This is a genomic window from Nocardioides sp. GY 10127, from assembly GCF_004919085.1.
Classification (GTDB): Bacteria; Actinomycetota; Actinomycetes; order Propionibacteriales; family Nocardioidaceae; genus Nocardioides.
This window is the reverse complement of the sequence record NZ_STGL01000008.1, coordinates 408,777-429,274: the sequence shown is the minus strand read 5'-3', so window position 1 is coordinate 429,274 and position 20,498 is coordinate 408,777. Positions and strand designations below refer to the sequence as shown.

Annotated in this window: 18 protein-coding genes; 16 read left to right on the top strand and 2 right to left on the bottom strand. The window is 73.7% G+C overall.

The window, feature by feature from the left end:
• Positions 1-250: 250 nt before the first annotated feature.
• From E8D37_RS16645 to E8D37_RS16630, 4 genes are read left to right on the top strand one after another with little or no spacing between them, the layout of a single operon-like run.
• Complete coding sequence (locus E8D37_RS16645) at positions 251-1,519, top strand: hydrogenase small subunit (RefSeq protein WP_136570903.1); 1,269 nt, start codon at positions 251-253, stop codon at positions 1,517-1,519.
• Positions 1,519-3,261, top strand: coding sequence for a nickel-dependent hydrogenase large subunit (locus E8D37_RS16640; protein WP_136570902.1), 1,743 nt, complete (start codon positions 1,519-1,521; stop codon positions 3,259-3,261). Before E8D37_RS16645 ends, E8D37_RS16640 begins: the two co-directional genes overlap by 1 nt.
• The gene (gene cybH, locus E8D37_RS16635) at positions 3,258-4,595 is read left to right on the top strand and encodes a Ni/Fe-hydrogenase, b-type cytochrome subunit (RefSeq protein ID WP_136570901.1); all 1,338 of its coding nucleotides are present in this window, start codon (positions 3,258-3,260) and stop codon (positions 4,593-4,595) included. Before E8D37_RS16640 ends, cybH begins: the two co-directional genes overlap by 4 nt.
• Before the next feature lies 1 nt (position 4,596).
• On the top strand, positions 4,597-5,178 hold the full coding sequence (locus E8D37_RS16630) for a HyaD/HybD family hydrogenase maturation endopeptidase (RefSeq protein ID WP_206055807.1): 582 nt from the start codon (positions 4,597-4,599) through the stop codon (positions 5,176-5,178).
• A 5-nt stretch (positions 5,179-5,183) separates the two neighbouring features.
• On the opposite strand, the gene E8D37_RS16625 is transcribed toward E8D37_RS16630, so the two are convergent.
• Entirely contained in the window at positions 5,184-5,576 is a 393-nt protein-coding gene (locus E8D37_RS16625; RefSeq protein WP_136570900.1) for a hydrogenase maturation nickel metallochaperone HypA, read from the bottom strand.
• A gap of 56 nt (positions 5,577-5,632) precedes the next feature.
• On the opposite strand from E8D37_RS16625, the gene E8D37_RS16620 reads away from it, so the two are divergent.
• The 12 genes from E8D37_RS16620 (at position 5,633) to E8D37_RS16565 (ending at position 19,900) form a co-directional block, all read left to right on the top strand.
• A complete protein-coding gene (locus E8D37_RS16620) occupies positions 5,633-6,916 on the top strand; it encodes a nickel-dependent hydrogenase large subunit (protein ID WP_168929793.1) in 1,284 nt (427 codons plus the stop codon).
• Position 6,917: 1 nt separating this feature from the next.
• Positions 6,918-7,169, top strand: coding sequence for a HypC/HybG/HupF family hydrogenase formation chaperone (locus tag E8D37_RS16615; RefSeq protein ID WP_136570898.1), 252 nt, complete (start codon positions 6,918-6,920; stop codon positions 7,167-7,169).
• A gap of 26 nt (positions 7,170-7,195) precedes the next feature.
• The gene (purD, locus tag E8D37_RS16610; protein ID WP_136570975.1) at positions 7,196-8,458 is read left to right on the top strand and encodes a phosphoribosylamine--glycine ligase; all 1,263 of its coding nucleotides are present in this window, start codon (positions 7,196-7,198) and stop codon (positions 8,456-8,458) included.
• 519 nt (positions 8,459-8,977) lie between these two features.
• A complete protein-coding gene (locus tag E8D37_RS16605) occupies positions 8,978-9,688 on the top strand; it encodes a hypothetical protein (RefSeq protein WP_136570897.1) in 711 nt (236 codons plus the stop codon).
• Positions 9,685-11,115: an adenylosuccinate lyase gene (purB, locus tag E8D37_RS16600; protein WP_206055805.1), complete on the top strand. Its 1,431-nt coding sequence runs from the start codon at positions 9,685-9,687 to the stop codon at positions 11,113-11,115. The genes E8D37_RS16605 and purB overlap by 4 nt, the downstream gene beginning before the upstream one ends.
• 128 nt (positions 11,116-11,243) lie before the next feature.
• Positions 11,244-14,105 (top strand): phosphoenolpyruvate carboxylase, encoded by a 2,862-nt coding sequence (gene ppc / locus E8D37_RS16595; protein ID WP_206055804.1) that lies wholly within the window; start codon positions 11,244-11,246, stop codon positions 14,103-14,105.
• Between the two features lie 204 nt (positions 14,106-14,309).
• Entirely contained in the window at positions 14,310-15,722 is a 1,413-nt protein-coding gene (locus E8D37_RS16590; RefSeq protein WP_240770505.1) for an MFS transporter, read from the top strand.
• 136 nt (positions 15,723-15,858) lie between these two features.
• Positions 15,859-16,482 (top strand): antibiotic biosynthesis monooxygenase, encoded by a 624-nt coding sequence (locus E8D37_RS16585; RefSeq protein WP_136570895.1) that lies wholly within the window; start codon positions 15,859-15,861, stop codon positions 16,480-16,482.
• A gap of 150 nt (positions 16,483-16,632) precedes the next feature.
• Entirely contained in the window at positions 16,633-17,532 is a 900-nt protein-coding gene (locus E8D37_RS16580) for a phosphoribosylaminoimidazolesuccinocarboxamide synthase (protein WP_136570894.1), read from the top strand.
• A gap of 10 nt (positions 17,533-17,542) precedes the next feature.
• Entirely contained in the window at positions 17,543-17,974 is a 432-nt protein-coding gene (locus E8D37_RS16575; RefSeq protein ID WP_136570893.1) for an SRPBCC family protein, read from the top strand.
• 92 nt (positions 17,975-18,066) lie between these two features.
• Positions 18,067-19,653: a long-chain fatty acid--CoA ligase gene (locus E8D37_RS16570; protein ID WP_136570892.1), complete on the top strand. Its 1,587-nt coding sequence runs from the start codon at positions 18,067-18,069 to the stop codon at positions 19,651-19,653.
• A gap of 52 nt (positions 19,654-19,705) precedes the next feature.
• On the top strand, positions 19,706-19,900 hold the full coding sequence (locus E8D37_RS16565) for a hypothetical protein (RefSeq protein WP_136570891.1): 195 nt from the start codon (positions 19,706-19,708) through the stop codon (positions 19,898-19,900).
• Between the two features lie 37 nt (positions 19,901-19,937).
• Here E8D37_RS16565 and E8D37_RS16560 read toward each other — a convergent pair whose 3' ends face one another.
• Positions 19,938-20,447: a general stress protein gene (locus E8D37_RS16560; RefSeq protein WP_136570890.1), complete on the bottom strand. Its 510-nt coding sequence runs from the start codon at positions 20,445-20,447 to the stop codon at positions 19,938-19,940.
• Between the last annotated feature and the right edge of the window lie 51 nt (positions 20,448-20,498).

The following is a 20,498-nucleotide window of genomic DNA, read 5'->3' as shown; positions in this document are numbered from 1 at the left end:
CCGCCCCCACCGGGGACGGGCCGCGTCCGTTTTTCCTTGACCGCGATCCTCTCGCTCAGTGGAAGCGCTGCGCCGAACGGTCGCTAGCGGTCGGCCAGCGGCCGAGCCCGTGGCGAAGGTCCCGAAAGGTGCGTTCGGCAGTCCTCTCAGGTCGGGCCTGCTGCCGCCCGCCGCCGTGCTCCGGCCGCCGTACGGTGCTCGGGTGTGCCTCTCCGGCAACCGGGGAGGGGGATCTGGCAAGGGGGCTGGAATGACGCTGGACAGCTCTCCCGTGCCGGCGGCCGAGGCGGTCGTCTGGCGGGAGAAGACGCTGGGAGAGAACCTGGCGAGGGCCGGCGTCTCACGCCGCTCCTTCCTGGCCTTCTGCAGCCGGATGGCGGCCGTGTTCGCGGTCGGCGCGCCCGTCGCCGGATGGGCCGGCTCGGCCAGCGGCGCGACGCCGACGGCCGAGGAGATCGCGAGCGCGCTGGAGAAGGTCACCAAGCCCGTCGTGGTGTGGCTCCAGCTCCAGGAGTGCACCGGCTGCTCGGAGTCGCTCCTGCGCGCCGGCGGCACCACGGTCGAGGACGTCGTCCTCAAGCTCCTCTCCGTCGACTACCTCGAGCTGCTCATGGCCGCCTCGGGCGACGCCGCGAACAAGGCGCTCGAGGACGCGAACGCCTCCGACCACGTGCTCGTGGTCAACGGCTCGGTGCCCACGAAGAACGGCGCCTTCTGCGTCATCGGCGGGGAGTCGGCCGAGACGGTCCTGCGCAAGTCCGCCGAGAACGCCACCGCCGTGCTCGCCGTCGGCGCCTGCGCGGTGTGGGGCTCCGTCCAGGCCTCGAAGCCGAACCCCACCGGCGCCGTCGGCGTCGAGGAGATCATCACCGACAAACCGGTGCTCAACGTGGCCGGCTGCCCGCCCATCGGCGAGGTCATCGTCGCCGCCATCACCTACATCCTGGCCAACGGCGACCTGCCGGAGACCGACAGCGAGGGCCGCCCGACCTTCGCCTACGGCCAGCGCATCCACGACACCTGCCCCCGCCGCGCGCACTTCGACGCGGGGCAGTTCGTGAAGACCTTCGACGACGAGGGCGCCAAGCAGGGCTGGTGCCTCTACGACGTCGGCTGCAAGGGCCCGAGCACCTTCAGCCCCTGCCCCGTCGTGCAGTGGAACCTGGGCACCAGCTGGCCCATCGGGTCCGGCCACCCCTGCATCGGCTGCACCGAGAAGGACTTCTTCGACACCTTCACGCCCTTCTACACCGAGCTCCCGGACGTCGAGCTGCCCGGCGTGGAGGCCACCGCCAACAAGGTCGGGCTGGGCCTGCTCGGCGTGGCCGCGGGCGGTGTGGCGATCCACTCCGCCGCCACCGGCGTCCGCCGCTGGCAGGGGAACCGGAAGGACGCGGGCGACGCCCCGCTGGTCGCCTTCGGCGACACCGACAAGGTCTGGCTGCCCACCCCGCAGGGCCGCCCCGGCCTCGGCGGCCGGCACCAGGCACCCGACGAGACGACCGAGGAGCAGAGCTGATGTCCACCACCCGCGTCGTCATCGACCCGCTGACCCGCATCGAGGGCCACCTGCGGATGGAGCTGGAGGCCGCCGACGGCGCCGTCTCCGACGCCTGGTGCGAGGTCACCCAGTTCCGCGGGATCGAGATGATCCTCAAGGGGCGCGACCCGCGCGATGCGTGGGCCTTCGCGCAGCGCATCTGCGGGGTCTGCACGGCGGTCCACGCCGTGGCGTCCGTCGTGGCCGTCGAGGACGCCCTCGACTACGCCCCGCCGATCCAGGCCCAGCGCATCCGCGAGCTCGTCCTGGCCTCGCAGACGGTGCAGGACCACGTCGTGCACTTCTACCACCTGCAGGCGCTGGACTGGGTGAACGTCCCGAACGCCGCGAAGGCCTCCCCGGCGGCGGCCGCCGCCTTCGCCGCGAACGCCGGCTCCACCTGGACCGGCAACTCCGTGGAGCGGATGGCCGAGGTCAAGGAGACGCTCACCTCGATCCTGGCCAGCGGCCAGGAGTCGATCTTCACCAACGGCTACTGGGACCACCCCGCCTACGAGCTGCCGCCGGCCGCCGACCTCATGGCCGTCGCGCACTACCTGGACGCGCTGGAGTTCCAGCGGACGATGATCCGCGTCGGCACCGTCTTCGGCGGCAAGAACCCGCACCCGAACTTCCTGGTCGGGGGCATGGCCTGCTCCATCGACGTCGACTCCCAGACGGCGGTCAACCAGGTCGACATCGACTCGATCACCGCGTGGATCGACGACACGGTCACGTTCGTCACGGACTGCTACTACCCGGACGTCCTGGCGCTGATGAAGGCCTACAAGCCGTGGTTCTCCATCGGTCGGGCCGCCGACACCTACCTGGCGGCCGGCATGGCCGGCGCGGTCTTCCAGGGCGACCCGAACGACACCCGGACGCTGCCCTCGCTGAGCCCGGTCATGGGCGGCGTCCTGCTGGACGGCGACCTCTCCACGGTGCACCCCATCGACACCGACAAGATCGCGGAGTACGTGACCTCGGCGTGGTACTCCCAGGACGACCCGGACGCCGGCCTGCACCCCAGCAAGGGCGAGACCGAGCCCGACTACACCGGCCCCGAGCTGCCGTGGGAGTGGATCGCGGACGAGGACCGGTACACCTGGTCCAAGTCGCCCCGCTACGACGGCCGGGTCACGCAGGTGGGCCCGCTGGCCCGCGTCCTCATGGCGTACGCGCAGGGCCACGACCGCACGGTCGAGCTCGTGGACGAGGCGCTGAAGGTGCTGCGGATCGAGCTGAAGGACCTCAACTCCACGGCCGGTCGCATCCTCACCCGCGCCATCGAGGCGGTCACGGCCGCCGAGCTCATGCGCGACGCCACCTGGGCCGCCTTCACCGCCGACGTGGCGTCCGGCACCACCGACGTCTTCAACGCCGAGAAGTGGGAGCCGAAGACGTGGCCCTCGCAGGCGTCCGGCTTCGGGATGATCGAGGTCGCGCGCGGCAACCTCTCGCACTGGGTGACGATCGAGGACGGCGAGGTGGCGCGCTACCAGGCCGTCGTCCCGACGACCTGGCTCTCCGGCGGGCGCGACGCCGAGGGCAAGCCGGGGCCGTACGAGCAGTCGCTCACGCTCGACACCCACCCGCTGGTGGACCCGAAGGCCCCGCTCGAGGCGCTGCGGACCATCCACAGCTTCGACCCGTGCATGTCGTGCGCGGTGCACGTGCTCGACCCGGAGGGCGCCGAGATCGTCTCGGTGACCACGTCATGAGCACCGTCGCGGACGAGGACAGGCGGGCCGGCACGCCGGCGGAGCCGCCGCGGGTCGAGGTGCAGGTGGCCTCGGCGATCTCGGTCGGCACCGTCGCCGCCTCCCGGGTCACGGCCCTCGCGGCCGCGGCCTGCCCGGAGCCCGTGACCGCGGTGCTCGCCGACGCGCTCGGCGAGCAGGCGCCGGCTCCGGACGCGGTGGACGAGGCGCTGGCGGCCGCCCTCTGCGTCCTGCTGGAGGAGGCCCACGAGACCGACGCGCACGAGGTGGAGGGGTGCACCTGCGCGGACGTGCTCGGCCGGGTCCGGGTGCTCGCCCACGAGCCGGCCACGCCGTCGCGGCGCTACAGCCGCACCCGGCTCACGGGTCTGCTCTACCCGGACGGTGCCCGCTCGGGGGAGATCGAGGTGCTGCGCGGCGAGCTCGGGGCGGTGGCCCACGCCGTCCGCCCGAGCATGGAGCGCCGGCTGCTGCTGCGCCGCAACGCCTCCTACGTGGAGTCGCGGGGGTGGCGGCCGCTGGCCGTGGCACTCGCTCCGGTCGAGCACGGCGAGGCGGGACGCTTCGACCTGGTGGGCCTGGTGCCCGTGCGCGCGGCCGGGGCGACCGGGTTCCGCCGCGGTGTCTCGGCCTCGACCGCCGAGTGGGTCCGCGTGCCGCTGTGGCCGGCGAGCCTGCGGGCGCTGCACTGGCTAAACGTGCTGGCCATCGTGCTGCTCACCGTCACCGGCTTCCTCATCGCCGACCCGCTCCTGGGCGGCGGGGACGGCACGGCGACCACGACCTACACGATGGGCTGGATCAGGCTCCTGCACTACGTCGGGGCCTGGGCCTGGATCGGGCTCGGGGTGATCCGCGCCTGGCAGCTCGTCGGCTCGCGCAACCGGTTCGTCCGCTGGACCGCCCTGTGGCCGGTCAAGAGCCGGCGCGACCTGCACCTGCTGTGGCACACGCTGCGGCACTACGCGGTCGCGGACGCCGGGCACGCGCCGACCTTCGTCGCGCACAACCCGCTCCAGCAGCTCGCCTACACGGGCATCTACGTCATGGCGATCGCCCAGGTGCTGACCGGCCTGTGCCTCTACGGCCTCTACCAGCCGGAGTCCGCGTTCTGGGCGGCCTTCGCGTGGCCCGGGGCGCTGCTCGGCGGCATCCCCGTCGTGCGGCTCGTGCACTACCTGATCATGATCTTCTTCTGGGTCTTCCTGGTCGTGCACATCTACATGGCGGTGCGCGCCGACACCCTCGAGCGCCACGGCGGCCTCTCCTCGATGATCAACGGCGGCGTGTGGATCCGCCGCGGTGCCCACCCCGTCGACCTCCCGGACGTGTGACGTGACGACCTCTCCTCCGCTGCTCACCCTGCCCGCGGCGCCTGCGTCCTCGCCGGCCACGTTCGACGGGCCGGTGCCGGTGCGCGTCGGCCGGCTCGACGGCACGGGGACGGCCGTGCTCGGCATCGGCAACCCGCTCATGGGCGACGACGGCGTCGGCCTGCGGCTCCTGGAGGAGCTGATGGGCCTCGACCTGGCCGACGGAGTCGAGTACGTCGACGGCGGCACGATCGGCCTCTCGCTGCTGCCGCTGGTGCAGGACGCCACGAGCCTGCTGGTGCTGGACGCGGTCGCGCCCGGGGGCACCGGCGCGGGGCGGCGCGAGCCGGGCGACGTGGTCCGGCTGGACGGCGACCAGCTGCCGCGGCTGCTGCGGACCCAGCTCTCGCCGCACCAGGTCGGGCTGCTCGACGTCCTGGTCGGGGCGCGGCTGCTGCGGGCCGACCCGGAGCGAATGTGCGTCGTGGGGGTCGTGCCGTCGTTCGTGGACCTGGCCTGGGGCCTCACGCCGGTCGTCGAGGCCGCCGTGCCCGAGGCGCTGCGCGTCGCGCGGGAGGTGCTGGAGGGCTGGTGGGAGCGGTGACGGGCTCAGCCGTCGGTGGGGTCGTCGGTGGGGCCTGCGGCCGTCTCCTCGGCCGTCTCCTCGACGTCCACCCAGGCCACGGAGAGCTCCTTGCCGCGGCTGATCGCCCCGGCCGGGGTGTCGCACACCGGGCAGCGCCAGGCGTAGAGCTCGTCGACCTCGACGTCGCGGGCGCACGTCGGGCAGGCCACGGCGGCCTGGACGGTCTCGACCACGAGCCGCGCCCCGGCGAGACGGGTGCCCGCGCTGGCCATCGGCCAGGCCGCGTCCAGCGCGACCGGCTCGGCGCCGCTCATCGTGCCGACCGTGAGACCGACCGCGGAGACGGTGCCCGGCCGGTCGGTCAGGGCGTCCTCGACCGCGGTGACCACCGATGCCAGCAGGCCGAGCTCGTGCACGGGATCAGTCTGGCACTGGTCAGTCTGTCGCCGGCGGGCGCCACGGGGGGTGCCGCGTGAGCACCCGGACGCTGCGGCTCGACGCCGTGGTCGACGCGGACGCCGCGCAGGTGCTGGCGCGCCGCGGGGCGGACGGTGCGTGGGCGGAGGCGCGGTTCGCGCTGGACTCGCTGCCGCGGATCGAGCCGCTGCTGCGCGGCCGGCCGGTGACCGACGTGCCGCGGATCGTGGAGCGGCTGTGCGGCATCTGCCCGGCCGCGCACCACCTGGCCGGCGTCCGCGCGCTGGAGTCGCTGACCGGGCTGGACGTGTCCTCGGCGACGGCCCGGGCCCGCCGGCGGCTCCTCCACCACGCGACGGTCGCGCAGGAGCACGCGCGGCACCTCACGCACGTCTCCGGCCCCGAGGCACGGGCTGTCCACGCGGCCGCGACGCGCCTGGTGGCGGCGGCCTCGGGCGACCGACACTTCCCCGTCTGCGCGGTGCCGGGCGGCTCGACCGGCCCGCTCGACGCCGCCCGGGTGGCCGGGCTGCGCGGCCCGGTCGCCGACGCCCTGGACGCGGCCGCCGCGCTCCTGCGGGGCGCCGCCTCGGCGGAGCAGGGGGACGGGCTGCCGCCGTTCGCCGGCCACGACCTGGCGCTGGTGGACGAGGACGGCCGGCTCGACCTGCTCGGCACCCGGCTGCGCGGCCGGGACGCCGAGGGCCGACTCGTCGTCGCCGACGTCGCGCCCTCGGCCTGGCCGGCCCTGGTGAGCGAGGAGCGGCCCGGCGCGAGCGCGCCCCGGACGTTCCTCACCTACCTCGGCACGCCCGGCGACGGGCGGGTCGGCGGGGCCTACCGGGTCGGCCCCCTGGCGCAGCTGCGGGTGGCCGCGCTCAGCACGCCGCGGGCCGAGCGGGCCCGCCGGGCGTGGCTGGCCGCTCGGCCCGGGGCCGCGGCCGGCGGGGCGACGACCGCCCGGGCCGTCGTCCTGCTGCACGCGCTGGAGGTGGCGGCGGCGCTCCTGGAGGACCCGGCACTCACCTCCGCCGACGACATGACCGCGCCGCCGGTGGTCCCGCCGGCTGCGGGCGGCACGGGCGTCGGCTGGGTCGACGGCGCGCGCGGGCTGCTGGTGCACCTGTACGTCGCGGACGCCGACGGCCGGCTGGCCGACGCCCGGATCACCACCCCGACCGCGCAGAACGAGCGGTGGCTGGGGGAGCTGCTGTCCGCGCTGCTGCGGGCGGGCGTGGGGTCGGGTCTGGAGGCCGCCGTCCGCGCTGCCGACCCGTGCCTGCCCTGCTCCTCCGCCCCGGTGGGCGGCATGCACCTGACCGTCGCCGAGGAGGCCTGAGATGTGCCTGGGAGTGCCCGCGAGGATCGTGGAGGTGAGCGGGGTGCCGCCGCTGCGCTCGGCCGTGGTGGAGCAGGGGGACGCCCGTCGCACCACGCGGCTGACCTACCTGCCGGAGGCGGACGTGGGGGACTGGGTGCTGCTCCAGAACGGCTTCGCGGTGACGCTGCTGGACGAGGAGTCGGCCCGGGAGTCGCTGGCGCTGTTCGGTGAGCTGCTCGACGAGATGGGCGCCGGGCCGACCTCCTCGTAGGATTGCCGCCCGTGAGCGATGCGTCCCTGACCTGTCTCGTCATCGGCACCGGCGGGCGCGAGCACGCGCTGGCGCGGGCCCTCGCGGCCGACCCGGCCGTCGCCGCGGTCCACTGCGCCCCGGGCAACCCCGGGATCGCTGCCGTGGCGACCCTCCACGACGTCGACCAGCTCGACGGCGAGGCCGTCGCCGACCTGGCGGTCTCGCTGGGTGCGGACCTCGTCGTCGTCGGCCCGGAGGCCCCGCTCGTCGCGGGCGTCGCGGACGTCGTGCGCGCCCGCGGGGTCGCGGTCTTCGGCCCGTCCGGTGCGGCTGCGCAGCTCGAGGGCTCCAAGACGTTCGCCAAGGAGGTCATGGTCGCCGCCGGCGTCCCGACCGCCGCTGCGTACACCTGCACGACCGCGGAGGAGGTGGCCGCCGCCCTCGACGAGTTCGGCGCCCCCTACGTGGTCAAGGACGACGGCCTGGCCGCCGGCAAGGGCGTCGTCGTCACCTCCGACCGCGACGCGGCCGTGGCCCACGCGGCCGCCTGCGAGCGGGTCGTCATCGAGGAGTACCTCGACGGCCCCGAGGTCTCCCTCTTCGCGATCTGCGGCTGGGACGAGGAGCGTGGCACCACCGTCTACCCGCTGCAGCCGGCGCAGGACTTCAAGCGCATCTTCGACAACGACGAGGGCGGCAACACCGGCGGGATGGGCGCGTACACGCCCCTGCCGTGGGCGCCGGAGGGGCTCGTGGAGGAGGTGCTGCGGGACGTCCTCCAGCCGACCGTCGACGAGATGGCCCGCCGCGGCACCCCGTTCACCGGTCTGCTCTACGCGGGCCTGGCGCTGACGTCCCGCGGTACCCGTGTCGTCGAGTTCAACACCCGGTTCGGCGACCCGGAGACCCAGCCGCTCCTCGCCCTGCTCGACTCGCCCCTCTCCCCGCTGCTGCTCGGTGCCGCGAACGGCACGCTGGACTCCGTGCCGGCGCCGGCGTGGAAGGACGGCAACGCCGTCGCCGTCGTCATGGCCTCGGCCGGCTACCCGGAGTCGTCCTCGAAGGGCGACGTGATCGCCGGCCTCGACGCCGCCGAGGCGCTCGAGGGCGTGCACGTGATCCACGCGGGCACCGCGCTCTCCGACGCGGGCGAGGTCGTCACCGCGGGCGGCCGCGTGCTGGCCGTGGTGGCCGTGGACACCTCGCTGGCCGCCGCCCGCGACCGCGCCTACGCCGGGGTCGGTGAGATCTCGTTCGACGGCGCCCAGCACCGCACCGACATCGCCCTCAAGGCCGCCCACCTCTGAGCACTCGGCAGTGGGGCCCGCCCGGGCCCTACTACTGACTCCACCCGACCCGAGGCCGCCGACTCGGTAGTGGGGCCCGGCTGGGGTCATCTACCGATGGCAGTGAAGGCGCTCAGGCCCCATCGGTAGTTGGGCCCGCCTGGGCCCATCTACCGACGGCAGTGAAGGCGCTCAGGCCCCATCAGTAGTGGGGCCCGCCTGGGCCCATCTACCGACGGCAGCGAACGTGCTCAGGCCCCATCGGTAGTTGGGCCCGCCTGGGTTCCACTACCGACTGCACCTGACCCGAGTCCGCCGACTCGCTAATGGGGCCCGGCCGGGCCCATCTACTGATGGGGTGGGGGTCGGCGGCATGCGGTCGGTAGTTGCGCCCACCCGGGCCCCACTTCCGAGTGCTCGGGAGGGGACCCGCGCCTCGGCAGCGCGCAGGGGCCCGGCCGCACCGCCGCACCGACGGTTATCCACAGGCGCGGCGAACGGCGGCTGACAGACCGACCAGGCGTCCCTAGCGTCGCCTCCATGTCAGCACCAGGGCCGGCACCAGGGCCGGGACCACGGGTCGTCTACGACGAGGACCACGCCGCGCGCCTCCGCGCCGAGGCGGCGGCCGCCCTGCCGCCGTTCCTCACCGGTCGTCAGGCGCGCGAGCTGCTCGCGGGCGAGGGGGTCCCCGAGCGCTCCACCCGCCACCTGCTGGACAACGGCTGGGCGGGCACCCCGATCAGGACCTCCTCGGCGCTCCTCTTCGAGACCCGCGCCGTCCTGGCGCTCGCCCTCCGCCCCCGCCTGGGGCCACGCGACCTGGACGCCTTCGCGATCCCGCTGCTCCTCGTCACCCGACGAGCGTTCCCGGCCGGCCCCGACGCGGCCACCGAGCGCGAGCGGCTGCGGGGCCCCTGGCCCCTGGGCCGGTTCGCCTCCGCGACGCTGAGGGCCGTGCTCAGGCTGTACGGTCCGCAGCCGCTGATCGCGACGGTCGCGGGCATCGTCGTCCAGGGGGCCGAGATCACCGGTGCCAGGCCCGGCCGCCCGGAGCCGGTGCCCGGCGGAGTCGGGGACGCCGCGGTCGAGCCCCTCACCCTCGACCTGGCCCCTGCCGGACCCTGGTTCCCCGCCTGCGCAGCGACCCGCGTCACGCACGGCCCCGGCCGCCCGTGGGTGCTGCACGGTTTCGACCAGGTCTCCCAAGCCCCGCGTCACCCGCCATCCGTGGGAGAATCCAGCGCGTGACCGTCCCGAACGTCCTCGCCACCCGCTACGCCGCCGCCGACCTCGCGGCCATCTGGTCGCCGGAGCACAAGATCGTGCTGGAGCGCCAGCTCTGGGTCGCTGTGCTCAAGGCCCAGAAGGACCTCGGCATCGAGGTTCCCGACGGGGTCGTCGAGGCCTACGAGAAGGTCGTCGCCCAGGGCGAGGAGGCCGTCGACCTGGCCTCGATCGCCGCCCGCGAGCGCGTGACGCGCCACGACGTGAAGGCGCGCATCGAGGAGTTCTGCGCGCTCGCCGGGCACGAGCACATCCACAAGGGCATGACCTCGCGCGACCTCACCGAGAACGTCGAGCAGCTCCAGGTGAAGCAGTCCCTCGAGCTGGTCCGCGACCGCGCCGTGGCCTCGCTGGCCCGCCTCGCCCGGCTCGCCTCCGAGCACGAGACCACCGTGATGGCCGGTCGCTCCCACAACGTCGCCGCCCAGGCCACGACCCTCGGCAAGCGGTTCGCCAGCGTCGCCGACGAGCTGCTGGTCTCCGTCGAGCGCGTGGAGGACCTGCTGGCCCGCTACCCGCTGCGCGGCATCAAGGGCCCCATGGGCACGGCGCAGGACATGCTCGACCTCCTCGACGGGGACGCCGAGAAGCTGGCCGAGCTGGAGTCCCGGGTCGCCTCGCACCTCGGGTTCGAGCGGGTGCTCACCAGCGTCGGTCAGGTCTACCCGCGCAGCCTGGACTTCGACGTCCTCTCCGCCCTGGTGCAGACGGTCGCGGCGCCCTCGAACCTCGCCACCACCATCCGGCTCATGGCCGGCAACGAGATCGTCACCGAGGGGTTCAAGGAGGGGCAGGTCGGCTCCTCGGCCATGCCCCACAAGATGAACACCCGCTCGTGCGAGCGCGTCAACGGCCTCGCGGTCGTCACCCGCGGCTACCTCTCCATGGTCGGCGAGCTCGCCGGCGACCAGTGGAACGAGGGGGACGTCTCCTGCTCGGTCGTCCGTCGCGTGGCGCTGCCCGACGCCTTCTTCGCCGTCGACGGCCTCTTCCAGACCTTCCTCACGGTGCTCGACGAGTTCGGCGCCTTCCCCGCCGTCATCCAGCGCGAGCTCGACCGCTACCTGCCGTTCCTGGCCACCACCAAGGTGCTGATGGCCGCCGTGCGCAACGGCGTCGGCCGCGAGACCGCCCACGAGGCGATCAAGGAGGCGGCGGTCGGCACCGCGCTGGCCATGCGCGCCGGCCAGGCCGAGAACGACGTCTTCGCCAAGCTCGCCGCCGACGAGCGCCTCGGGCTCACCCCCGACCAGCTCCAGGCCCTGGTGGCCGACCCGATCACCTTCACCGGGGCCGCGGTCGCGCAGACCCAGGCCGTCGTGCGGGCGGTCGAGGAGCTGTGCGCCGAGCACCCGGACGCGGCCGTCTACAGCCCGGGCGCCATCCTCTGACGCTCCCCGGGACGGCCCAGGCGCTGACCCCGCCCGGCCCCGGGCCACGCGCAGCGTGATCGTGCCCACGGTCTTGCCACCCGAACCCGGGGTGCCGCTCCTGGGCCCGGCGCGCAAGGATGGGCCACATGGCCCCCGACACCCCAGAGGACCCCACCCCCGAGGAGATGATCGCCGCGGACCGGCGCGAGCCGCGCGTGGCGGACTTCGCCCAGGCGGTCAGCAGCGGTGAGCAGCACGCGGCGCTCCGCGCCTCCGTGCGTCAGCTCGGCACGCTCCTCGGCGACGCCCTGAGCCGGCACGAGGGCGAGGACCTCCTGGCCCTCGTCGAGGAGGCCCGCCACCTGGCGCGCACGCCCGAGGACGGTCGGCTGGAGGCGCTGCTCGCCGAGCAGGACGACGCCACGGCCGTCGTCCTCGCCCGTGCGTTCACCGCCTACTTCCAGCTGGTCAACGTCACCGAGCAGCTCCACCGCTGGCAGGAGCTCAGCGCGTCGGAGGACGGCCCGCTCGCCGCCACCGTCAAGAAGATCGGTGAGGCCGTCGAGGCCGGCACGATCTCGCTCGACGAGGTGCGCGAGGTGCTGGCCCGCGTCGAGTACCGCCCGGTCTTCACCGCGCACCCCACCGAGGCGTCCCGCCGCACCGTGCTGCGCCTGCTGCGCAAGGTCGCCGAGACCGTCCAGGCCGCCGAGGACCCGCGCGCCACCGGCTCCGCCAAGGCCCGCGCCGACCGGCGCCTGGCCCAGCTCGTCGACATGCTCTGGCAGACCGACGAGCTGCGCATCGCCAAGCCGCAGCCCAAGGACGAGTCGCGCACCGCGATCTACTACCTCACCCAGCTCGAGGGCCACGTCGTCCCCGGCCTGATGGAGGAGCTGCACGAGCAGCTCGCCACCATCGGCATCGAGCTGCCCGCCGACGCCCGCCCGCTGCGCTTCGGCGCCTGGGCCGGCGGCGACCGCGACGGCAACCCGTTCGTCACCCCCGAGGTCACCCTCGACGTGCTCGGCCAGCAGCACGACTTCGGTCTGCGCCGGCTCATCGACCTCGTCGAGGAGGAGCTCACCGAGTCGTCCGCCTCCACCCGGATCGTCCCGATCTCCGCGGCGCTCCAGGCCTCTCTCGAGGCGGACGCCGAGGCGCTGCCGATCACCTACGAGAAGGTCCGTCGCCTCAACGCGGAGGAGCCGTACCGGATGAAGCTCAGCTTCGTCCGCGTGCGCCTCATCCGCACCCGCGACCGCCTGGTGAACGGCACCCCGCACGAGCCCGGCCGCGACTACGCCTCGTTCGACGAGCTGGTCGCGGACCTGTGCCTCATGCGCGACTCCATGCTCGAGGTCGGCGACAAGCTCTTCGCGGACGGCTCGCTGCTCAGCCTCATCCGCACCGCCACTGCCTTCGGGATGGGCCTGGCCACGCTGGACGTGCGCGAGCACTCCGCCAAGCACCACGCGGCCCTCGCCGAGCTCTACGACCGCCTCGGCGAGCTGGACACCCCCTACGGCGAGCTCGACCACGCCGAGCGGATCACCACGCTCTCGACCGAGATGGCCGGCCGGCGTCCGCTCGTCGCCTCCGGCACCCACCTGGGCGACGGGCAGGCCGAGAAGTCGCTCTCGCTCATGCGGACGATCCGCGAGGCCCAGGACACCTTCGGCCCGGACGTCGTGGAGACCTACATCGTCTCCATGACCCACGACATCGACGACCTGTTCGCGGTCGTGGTGCTGGCCCGCGAGGCCGGCCTGGTCGACACCGGCTCCGAGACCGAGCCCGCCTCCGCGCGGCTCGGCTTCGCCCCGCTGTTCGAGACCGTGGCCGAGCTGGAGCTGGCCGGGCCGCTGCTCGAGGGGCTGCTCTCCGACCCGTCCTACCGCCGCGTCGTCAAGGCGCGCGGGGACGTGCAGGAGATCATGCTGGGCTACTCGGACTCCTCCAAGGACGCCGGCATCGCCGCGTCCCAGTGGCAGATCCACCGCGCCCAGCGCGGCCTGCGCGACATCGCCGCCAAGCACGGCGTGCAGCTGCGGCTCTTCCACGGCCGCGGCGGCTCGGTGGGCCGCGGTGGCGGCCCCAGCGCGGAGGCGATCCTCTCCCAGCCGTACGGCTCGCTCACCGGCCCGATCAAGGTCACCGAGCAGGGCGAGGTCATCTCGGACAAGTACCTGCTGCGTGGCCTGGCCCGCTACAACCTCGAGAACGCGCTCTCGGCGGTGATCGAGGCGTCGGTGCTGCACCGCACCTCGCTGCTGCCGCGCACCGTGCTCGACGGCTGGGACTCCACGATGGACATCGTGGCCTCGCAGGGGCAGGTGGCCTACCGGGCCGTCGTGCGCGACCCGGCGCTGGTCCCGTTCTTCGTCACCGCCACCCCGGTCGACGAGCTGGGCAAGCTCAACATCGGCTCGCGTCCCTCCAAGCGCCCCGGCGGCGAGGGCGGGCTCGACGACCTGCGCGCCATCCCGTGGGTGTTCGGCTGGACCCAGTCGCGGATCATCCTGCCCGGCTGGTTCGGCGTCGGCTCCGGCCTCGCCGCCGCCCGCGAGCAGGGCCGCGAGAAGGCCCTCACCGAGATGTACGGGTCGTGGAACTTCTTCCGGACGTTCCTGTCGAACGTCCAGATGACGCTGGCCAAGACCGACCTCGACATCGCCTCGCGCTACGTCAACACGCTGGTCCCCGAGGAGTCGCGCGGCCTGTTCGACCTCATCCGGGCCGAGCACGAGCGGACCGTCGAGGAGGTGCTGCGCGTGACCGGGCAGAAGACCCTCCTGGAGTCAGCCCCGGTGCTGCGCCAGACCCTCGAGCTGCGCGACGCCTACCTGGCGCCGCTGCACGCCCTGCAGGTCTCCCTGCTGGCCCGCTCCCGTGCCGCCGCCGCGACCGCCGGCGACGAGCCCGAGCCGGTCCTGGACAGCGACCTCCAGCGCGCGCTGCTGCTCACCATCAACGGCATCTCCGCCGGCCTGCGCAACACCGGCTGAGCCGACACCGCCGTTCCGCACGAGGTGCGGGGTCCCGCTGGGGCCCCGCACCTCGTGCGTCCGGGGGCCGTCGGGAGCCCGCCCGGTGCCCGGCGGGTGCGCGCCGGGCGTGCCGCACCTCACTGCCTGGGACCCCCGGGAGGGGGAAACATGTTCGGTGTGGTGAATCATCAGGGTGTGGTGGCGGAGACGACGGCAGCAGCGGTGACCGACGACTACGTGCCCCACCCCCACCGCTGGCGCATCCTCTGCGTCTCGCTCGTCATCGGCTTCATGGCCCTGCTGGACGTCTCGATCGTCAACGTCGCGCTGCCCTCGATGAGCAGCGGGCTCGGCGCGAGCGAGGGCGAGATCCAGTGGGTCGTCTCCGGGTACGCGCTCACCTTCGGCCTCACGCTCGTGGCGGGCGGACGCCTCGGGGACGCCTACGGCCGCCGGCGGATGATGCTCATCGGCATCACCGCGTTCGTGCTCTCCAGCGCCGCGGTCGGGTTCGCGCCGACCACCGGGACGGTCGTGCTCGCGCGGCTCGTGCAGGGCGCCTCGGCCGGTCTGCTCACCCCGCAGAACTCCGGCCTCATCCAGGTCCTCTTCCGCGGTCGGGAGCGGGCGCAGGCGTTCGGCGTCTTCGGCATGACGGTGGCCAGCGCCCAGGCGCTCGGGCCGGTCATCGGCGGCCTCATCATCGCCGTCGCGGGCAGCGCGTCCGGCTGGCGCTGGGTCTTCTGGGTCAACATCCCGATCGGCGTGATCGGGCTGCTCGGCGTCCTGCTGCTGGTGCCGCGGGTCCTGCCGCGCAAGGACCGGCCCGACCCGCGCATCGACGTGCTCGGCGCGCTGCTCCTCGGCGTTGCCGTGGTCTGCCTGCTGTACCCCGTGGTGAGCCTGGAGAGCGACCGCTACCTGCCGCTGGTCATGCTCGTCGGCGTCCCGCTCGGCCTGTGGGCGTTCGTGCGCTGGGAGGCCCGCGTCCAGCGGCTCGGCCGTCCGCCGCTGCTCGACCTGCGCCTGCTCCAGGGCCTGCCCGGCTACGTGAACGGCCTCGCGGTCGGCGCGCTGTACTTCACCGGCTACGTCGGCTTCATGCTCGTCGTCTCGCTGCACCTGCAGGAGGCGCTCGGCTACTCCGCGCTCCAGGCCGGCCTCACGATGATGCCGTTCGCCGTCGGGGCGGCCGTGGCCGCGCCGATCGCCGGCCGCTTCGTCACCGACCTCGGCCGGGTCATCACCGTGGCCGCGCTCTCGGTGCTGATGCTCGGGGTCCTGGCCGTGGCCGTCTTCGTCCAGGTCGCCCCCACCGACCGGCTCTGGCTGGTCATCCTGCCCGCCCTGCTCATCGGCGGCATCGGCTCCGGCGCGGTGGTCTCGCCGAACATGGCCCTCACCCTCGCCGAGGTGCCGCCCGCGATGGGCGGGGCCGCCGGCGCGGCCGTGCAGACGGGCCAGCGCATGGGGCAGGCCATCGGGTCGGCGCTGGCGGTCTCCGTCTACGGCATCGTCGGCTCCCGCCTCACCTCCGAGGACGGCGTGAGCGCCGCCCTGGTCGTGGAGGCCCTGCTGCTCTGTGCGGCGCTGGCGATGGCCGTGCACGCCAAGCGCCAGGCGTCGGCCGCCTGACCCGCCGGCCGCCTGACCCGCCGGCCGCCTGACCCACCGGCCGCCTGACCCACCGGCACGGGCGGGCCGCCGCCCGTGAGGCGTCCCACCCCCGCCCGAGGTGCGTCCGGGGCCCGTCACCGCGACCATGGGTGCCATGACGGATGCCCCTCCCGACCATGTCACCGACGTCCACCCCGACGCCGTGACGGTCTGCGTCTCGCGGGTCGTCGACCCGTCCCGCGAGGCGGAGATGATCTCCTGGCTGACCGCCGGACAGTCCCTCGCCCAGCTCTTCCCCGGCTTCCTCGGGGTCGGCTGGGTCCGCCCCGCGCCCGGCCACGACACCTGGCACGCGCTCTACCGGTTCGCCGACGCCGACGCCCTCAAGGCCTGGGAGGAGTCGCCGCAGCGCCACTGGTGGCGCGAGTCCGCGGTCGGGCTCGTCGTGCGCGAGGTCGGCACCGAGAAGCGGTCCGGCATCGAGGGCTGGTTCGACGCCCCGACCGCCCAGGTGCTCGCCGACGCCCCGCCCCCGCCGCCCCGCTGGAAGCAGGCCATCACCATCTTCCTGGTGTTCTACCCGGCGTCCCTGGTGGTCAACTTCCTCGCGCTGCACCTCGGCTGGGTGCAGGCGCTGCCCCTGCCGCTGCGGCTGCTCTCGACGATCGTGGTGCTGACCCCGCTGATGGTCTACTTCGGCCTCCCGTGGATCACCCGCAAGATGGACTGGTTCCTCCACGGCCGGCCCGCCCCCTGGCGCCGAGGCAGCGCGACCTGACGTCGCAGGACCGGAACAACGCGGTGGCGGCCCGAGCAGCACGCCGCTGACCTGCGCCGACGCAGGCAGCCGGGCGCTCGGGCCCGCGTTGTTCCGGTCCTGGGACGCGCGGGCGTCGAGCCGACCCGTCGCACGTCCTAGGCTGGCCCCGTGAGCACGGAGCTGAACATCCCCGCCGCCCCCGCGATCCCCGGCACCCGCCACGTCCACTCGGGCAAGGTGCGCGACCTGTACGAGGTCACCGAGGGCGAGCACACCGGCCGCTTCCTCATGGTGGCCAGCGACCGGCTCTCCATCTTCGACTTCGTGCTCGACACGACGATCCCCGACAAGGGCGAGATCCTCACCCGGATGTCCCTGTGGTGGTTCGACCAGCTCAAGGACCTCGTCCCGCACCACGTGGTCTCCACGGACGTGCCGGACTCGGTCAAGGGCCGCGCCGTGATCTGCGAGAAGCTCGACATGTTCCCGGTCGAGTGCGTGGCCCGTGGCTACCTCACCGGCTCCGGGCTGGTCGACTACACCGCCACCGGCGAGGTCTGCGGCGTCCCGCTGCCCGCCGGCCTGGTGGACGGCAGCCGCCTGCCCGAGCCGATCTTCACCCCCGCCACGAAGGCCGACCTGGGCGACCACGACGAGAACGTCTCCTACGAGGCGGTCGCGGCGACCATCGGCGAGGCCGACGCGGCCAACCTGCGCGACCTCACGCTCGCCGTCTACGGCCGGGCCGAGGAGATCGCCCGCGAGCGCGGCATCCTGCTCGCCGACACCAAGTTCGAGTTCGGGCGGGACGCCGCGGGCCGCACGATCCTCGCGGACGAGGTGCTCACCCCCGACTCCTCGCGGTTCTGGCCGGCCGACCAGTGGCAGCCGGGCCGCACCCAGCCGTCCTACGACAAGCAGATCGTCCGCAACTGGGCGCTCTCGGCCGAGTCCGGGTGGGACAAGGCCTCCGGCGAGCGTCCGCCCGCCCTCCCGGCCGAGGTCGTGGAGCGCACCCGCGCCCGCTACGTCGAGGCCTTCGAGCTCCTCACCGGCCAGACCTTCTGAGGGGGCCGGGGTGGTCGCGCGGCACGGCTCGGGCAGGGTCCGCTTCGGCGTCCCGCAGGACGTCGCGTTCGACTACCTCGTCGACCCGGCGAACCGGCCCGCGTGGCAGTCGTCGCTGCGCGCCGTCACCGGTGTGGAGGGCGAGCCGCGGGTCGGTCAGACCTGGGTCGACGTGACGGTGCCCGGCCTGCGCCCCGCCATGCGCACCACCCTGCTCGAGCGTCCGCACCTGTGGGCCGAGTCGGGCCGCTGGCGTGGGGTCACGGCCACCCTCGACCTCGCGTTCACGCCCGCGGCCGCGGGCACCGCCTGCGACGTCGGGTTCCGGTTCCGGATCGAGGCCCTCGGGGTGCTCGGCCTGGCCGCGACGTTCGCCTCCGTCCCGGCCGTGCGGGCCGACCTGAAGCGGGCCGCGGCCATCCTCCTGCGCGACGCCGGCTGACTCCGCGGCACCGGACCGGCCCCCCGTGGACCTGCTTGTGACTCCTGGGTAGGTTGTCCGCATCACACCCGGACGTGACGGAGGCCACTCTCGTGTCGGACTACAACCTCGCCAGCCTGCTCGAGCACAGCGCCGCGTCCTTCCCGGGCCGCGACGCCGTCGTCCTCGGCGACACCCGGCTCACGTACGCCCAGGTGGACGGGGCGGCGAACCAGGTGGCGAACGCGCTGGCCGCGCGGGGCATCGGCCACGGGGACAAGGTGGCGCTCTCCTGCCCCAACCTGCCCTACTTCTCGATCGTCTACTTCGGCATCCTCAAGGCCGGGGCCTCCGTCGTGCCGCTCAACGTCCTGCTCAAGGGCCGCGAGGTGGCCTACCACCTGGCCGACTCCGACGCGAAGGCCTACTTCTGCTTCCAGGGGACGCCGGAGCTGCCGATCGGCGCCGAGGGCCACGCCGGCTTCGAGGCCGCCGACGCCTGCGAGCACTTCTTCATGATCACCGCCGACCCGACCGCCCCGTCCCCGATCGAGGGCACCACGACCCTCGGGCAGGCGATGGCGGGCCAGGCCCCGACCTTCGACACGGTCGTCACCGACGAGGACGACACCGCCGTCATCCTCTACACCTCCGGCACCACCGGGCAGCCCAAGGGCGCCGAGCTGCGGCACCGCAACATGCGCGACAACGCCCTGGCCGGCGAGTACCTCTTCGGCGCGGACGCCGAGAACCCCGACACCTACCTGTGCGTGCTGCCCCTCTTCCACTCCTTCGGCCAGAGCGTCATCCAGAACGGCGGGTTCGCCTTCGGCGGCACCGTCGTGATGCTGCCGCGCTTCGAGGCGGCGCCCGCCCTCGGCCTCATGCTCAAGGAGCAGGTGACGTTCTTCGCCGGCGTCCCGACGATGTACTGGGGCCTGCTGGGGGCGCTCACCCCCGAGATCGACGTCGACACCCTCTCCAAGAACCTCCGCGTCGCCGCGGCCGGCGGCTCGGCCCTCCCGGTCGAGGTGCACCGCAAGTTCGAGGAGCAGTTCGGCGTGACGATCCTCGAGGGCTACGGCCTCTCCGAGACCTCGCCCGTGGCGTCCTTCTCGCCCTACGGCCAGCCGGTGCGGGTGGGCTCGATCGGGCTGCCGATCCGGGGCGTGGAGATGAAGCTGATCGACCCCACGCCGGGGGAGTGGAGCGACATCCCGGGCGACCTGGACGAGAACGGCATGACGTCGGTCGGCGAGATCGCGATCAAGGGCCACTGCGTCATGAAGGGCTACTACGACCGCCCCGACGCCACCGACGCCGTCCTCAGCCCCGACGGCTGGTTCCGCTCCGGCGACCTCGGCCGTCAGGACTCCGACGGGTACTACTACATCGTCGACCGGTCCAAGGACATGATCATCCGCAACGGCTTCAACGTGTACCCGCGCGAGATCGAGGAGGTGCTGATGACGCACCCGGCGGTCTCGCTGGCCGCGGTCATCGGCATCCCGCACGAGGAGCACGGCGAGGAGATCAAGGCCGTGATCATCCCGGAGAAGGACGCCGCGATCACCGAGGCCGAGCTCCTGGCCTGGGGCAAGGAGCAGATGGCGGCCTACAAGTACCCGCGCGTGGTCGAGCTCGTCCCGACGCTGCCGATGACCGCCACGGGCAAGATCCTCAAGCGCGAGCTCAGCTGAGCCGAGCCACGTGGGGCCCGGCCGCGCCGGCCGGGCCACTACGCTCTCCCGCGTGAAGTACGTGGTGTTCAGCGTCCTGGCCCTGCTGATGCTGGCGGCCGGCGTCCTGTGGACGGGCGAGGCCTACGGCTGGTTCGGCGGCGAGGCCGCGACGGACGGACCGAAGGCCGTGCTCGGCCCCGCGCTCGCCGGCCTGGGCCTGGCGATGGGGATCGTCGTCGCGCAGAACGCGGTGCACCGGGACTGAGCCGCGACCGCCCCGCGCAGGGTCGGGAACTGGCGGCTCAGGCGAACGGGTTGGGCAGCGCGCCCGGCAGCCCGGCGAGGATCTCGCGGGCCTGCGCGGCGACCTTGTGCTCCACCAGCACCTCGTAGCGGGTGGCGACCACCTGCGAGACCGAGGAGAAGTCCCGCTGGCCTCGGGTCAGCGCGTAGCTGATGAGGGTGAAGATCAGCCCGAACAGCGCGCCCATCACCATGGCGGGGACGAGCGTGCCGAGCAGGGTGCCGTCGCTGGAGAACAGGCTGAGCACCAGGCCGACGAAGAGGCCGAACCACGCGCCCGAGGCCGCGCCGCCCGCGGCCACGCGGCCGGTGGTGAGCCGGCCGGTGATCCGCTCGACCCGCTTGAGGTCGGTGCCCACGATCATGCAGTGCTCGACCGGGAACTTCTCGTCGGAGAGGTAGTCGACGGTGCGCTGGGCCTGGGCGTAGTCGTCGTAGGTGGCCAGCGACTGCGGGAACTCGAGGCGGAAGACGTCGGCGGTCAGGCGGCGGGGGTGGCTGGCGCTCATGCGGCCAGTCTGCCCGGCCGCTGGGAACGCCGGACAGGCCCGTCCCTGTGG

Coding starts and splice junctions, on each gene's coding strand:
- E8D37_RS16640 (WP_136570902.1), top strand. CDS start 1,519: ATGTCCACCACCCGCGTCGTCATCGACCCGCTGACCCGCATCGAGGGC.
- E8D37_RS16585 (WP_136570895.1), top strand. CDS start 15,859: ATGACGGATGCCCCTCCCGACCATGTCACCGACGTCCACCCCGACGCC.
- cybH (WP_136570901.1), top strand. CDS start 3,258: ATGAGCACCGTCGCGGACGAGGACAGGCGGGCCGGCACGCCGGCGGAG.
- ppc (WP_206055804.1), top strand. CDS start 11,244: ATGGCCCCCGACACCCCAGAGGACCCCACCCCCGAGGAGATGATCGCC.
- E8D37_RS16645 (WP_136570903.1), top strand. CDS start 251: ATGACGCTGGACAGCTCTCCCGTGCCGGCGGCCGAGGCGGTCGTCTGG.
- E8D37_RS16605 (WP_136570897.1), top strand. CDS start 8,978: ATGTCAGCACCAGGGCCGGCACCAGGGCCGGGACCACGGGTCGTCTAC.
- E8D37_RS16615 (WP_136570898.1), top strand. CDS start 6,918: ATGTGCCTGGGAGTGCCCGCGAGGATCGTGGAGGTGAGCGGGGTGCCG.
- E8D37_RS16560 (WP_136570890.1), bottom strand. CDS start 20,447: ATGAGCGCCAGCCACCCCCGCCGCCTGACCGCCGACGTCTTCCGCCTC.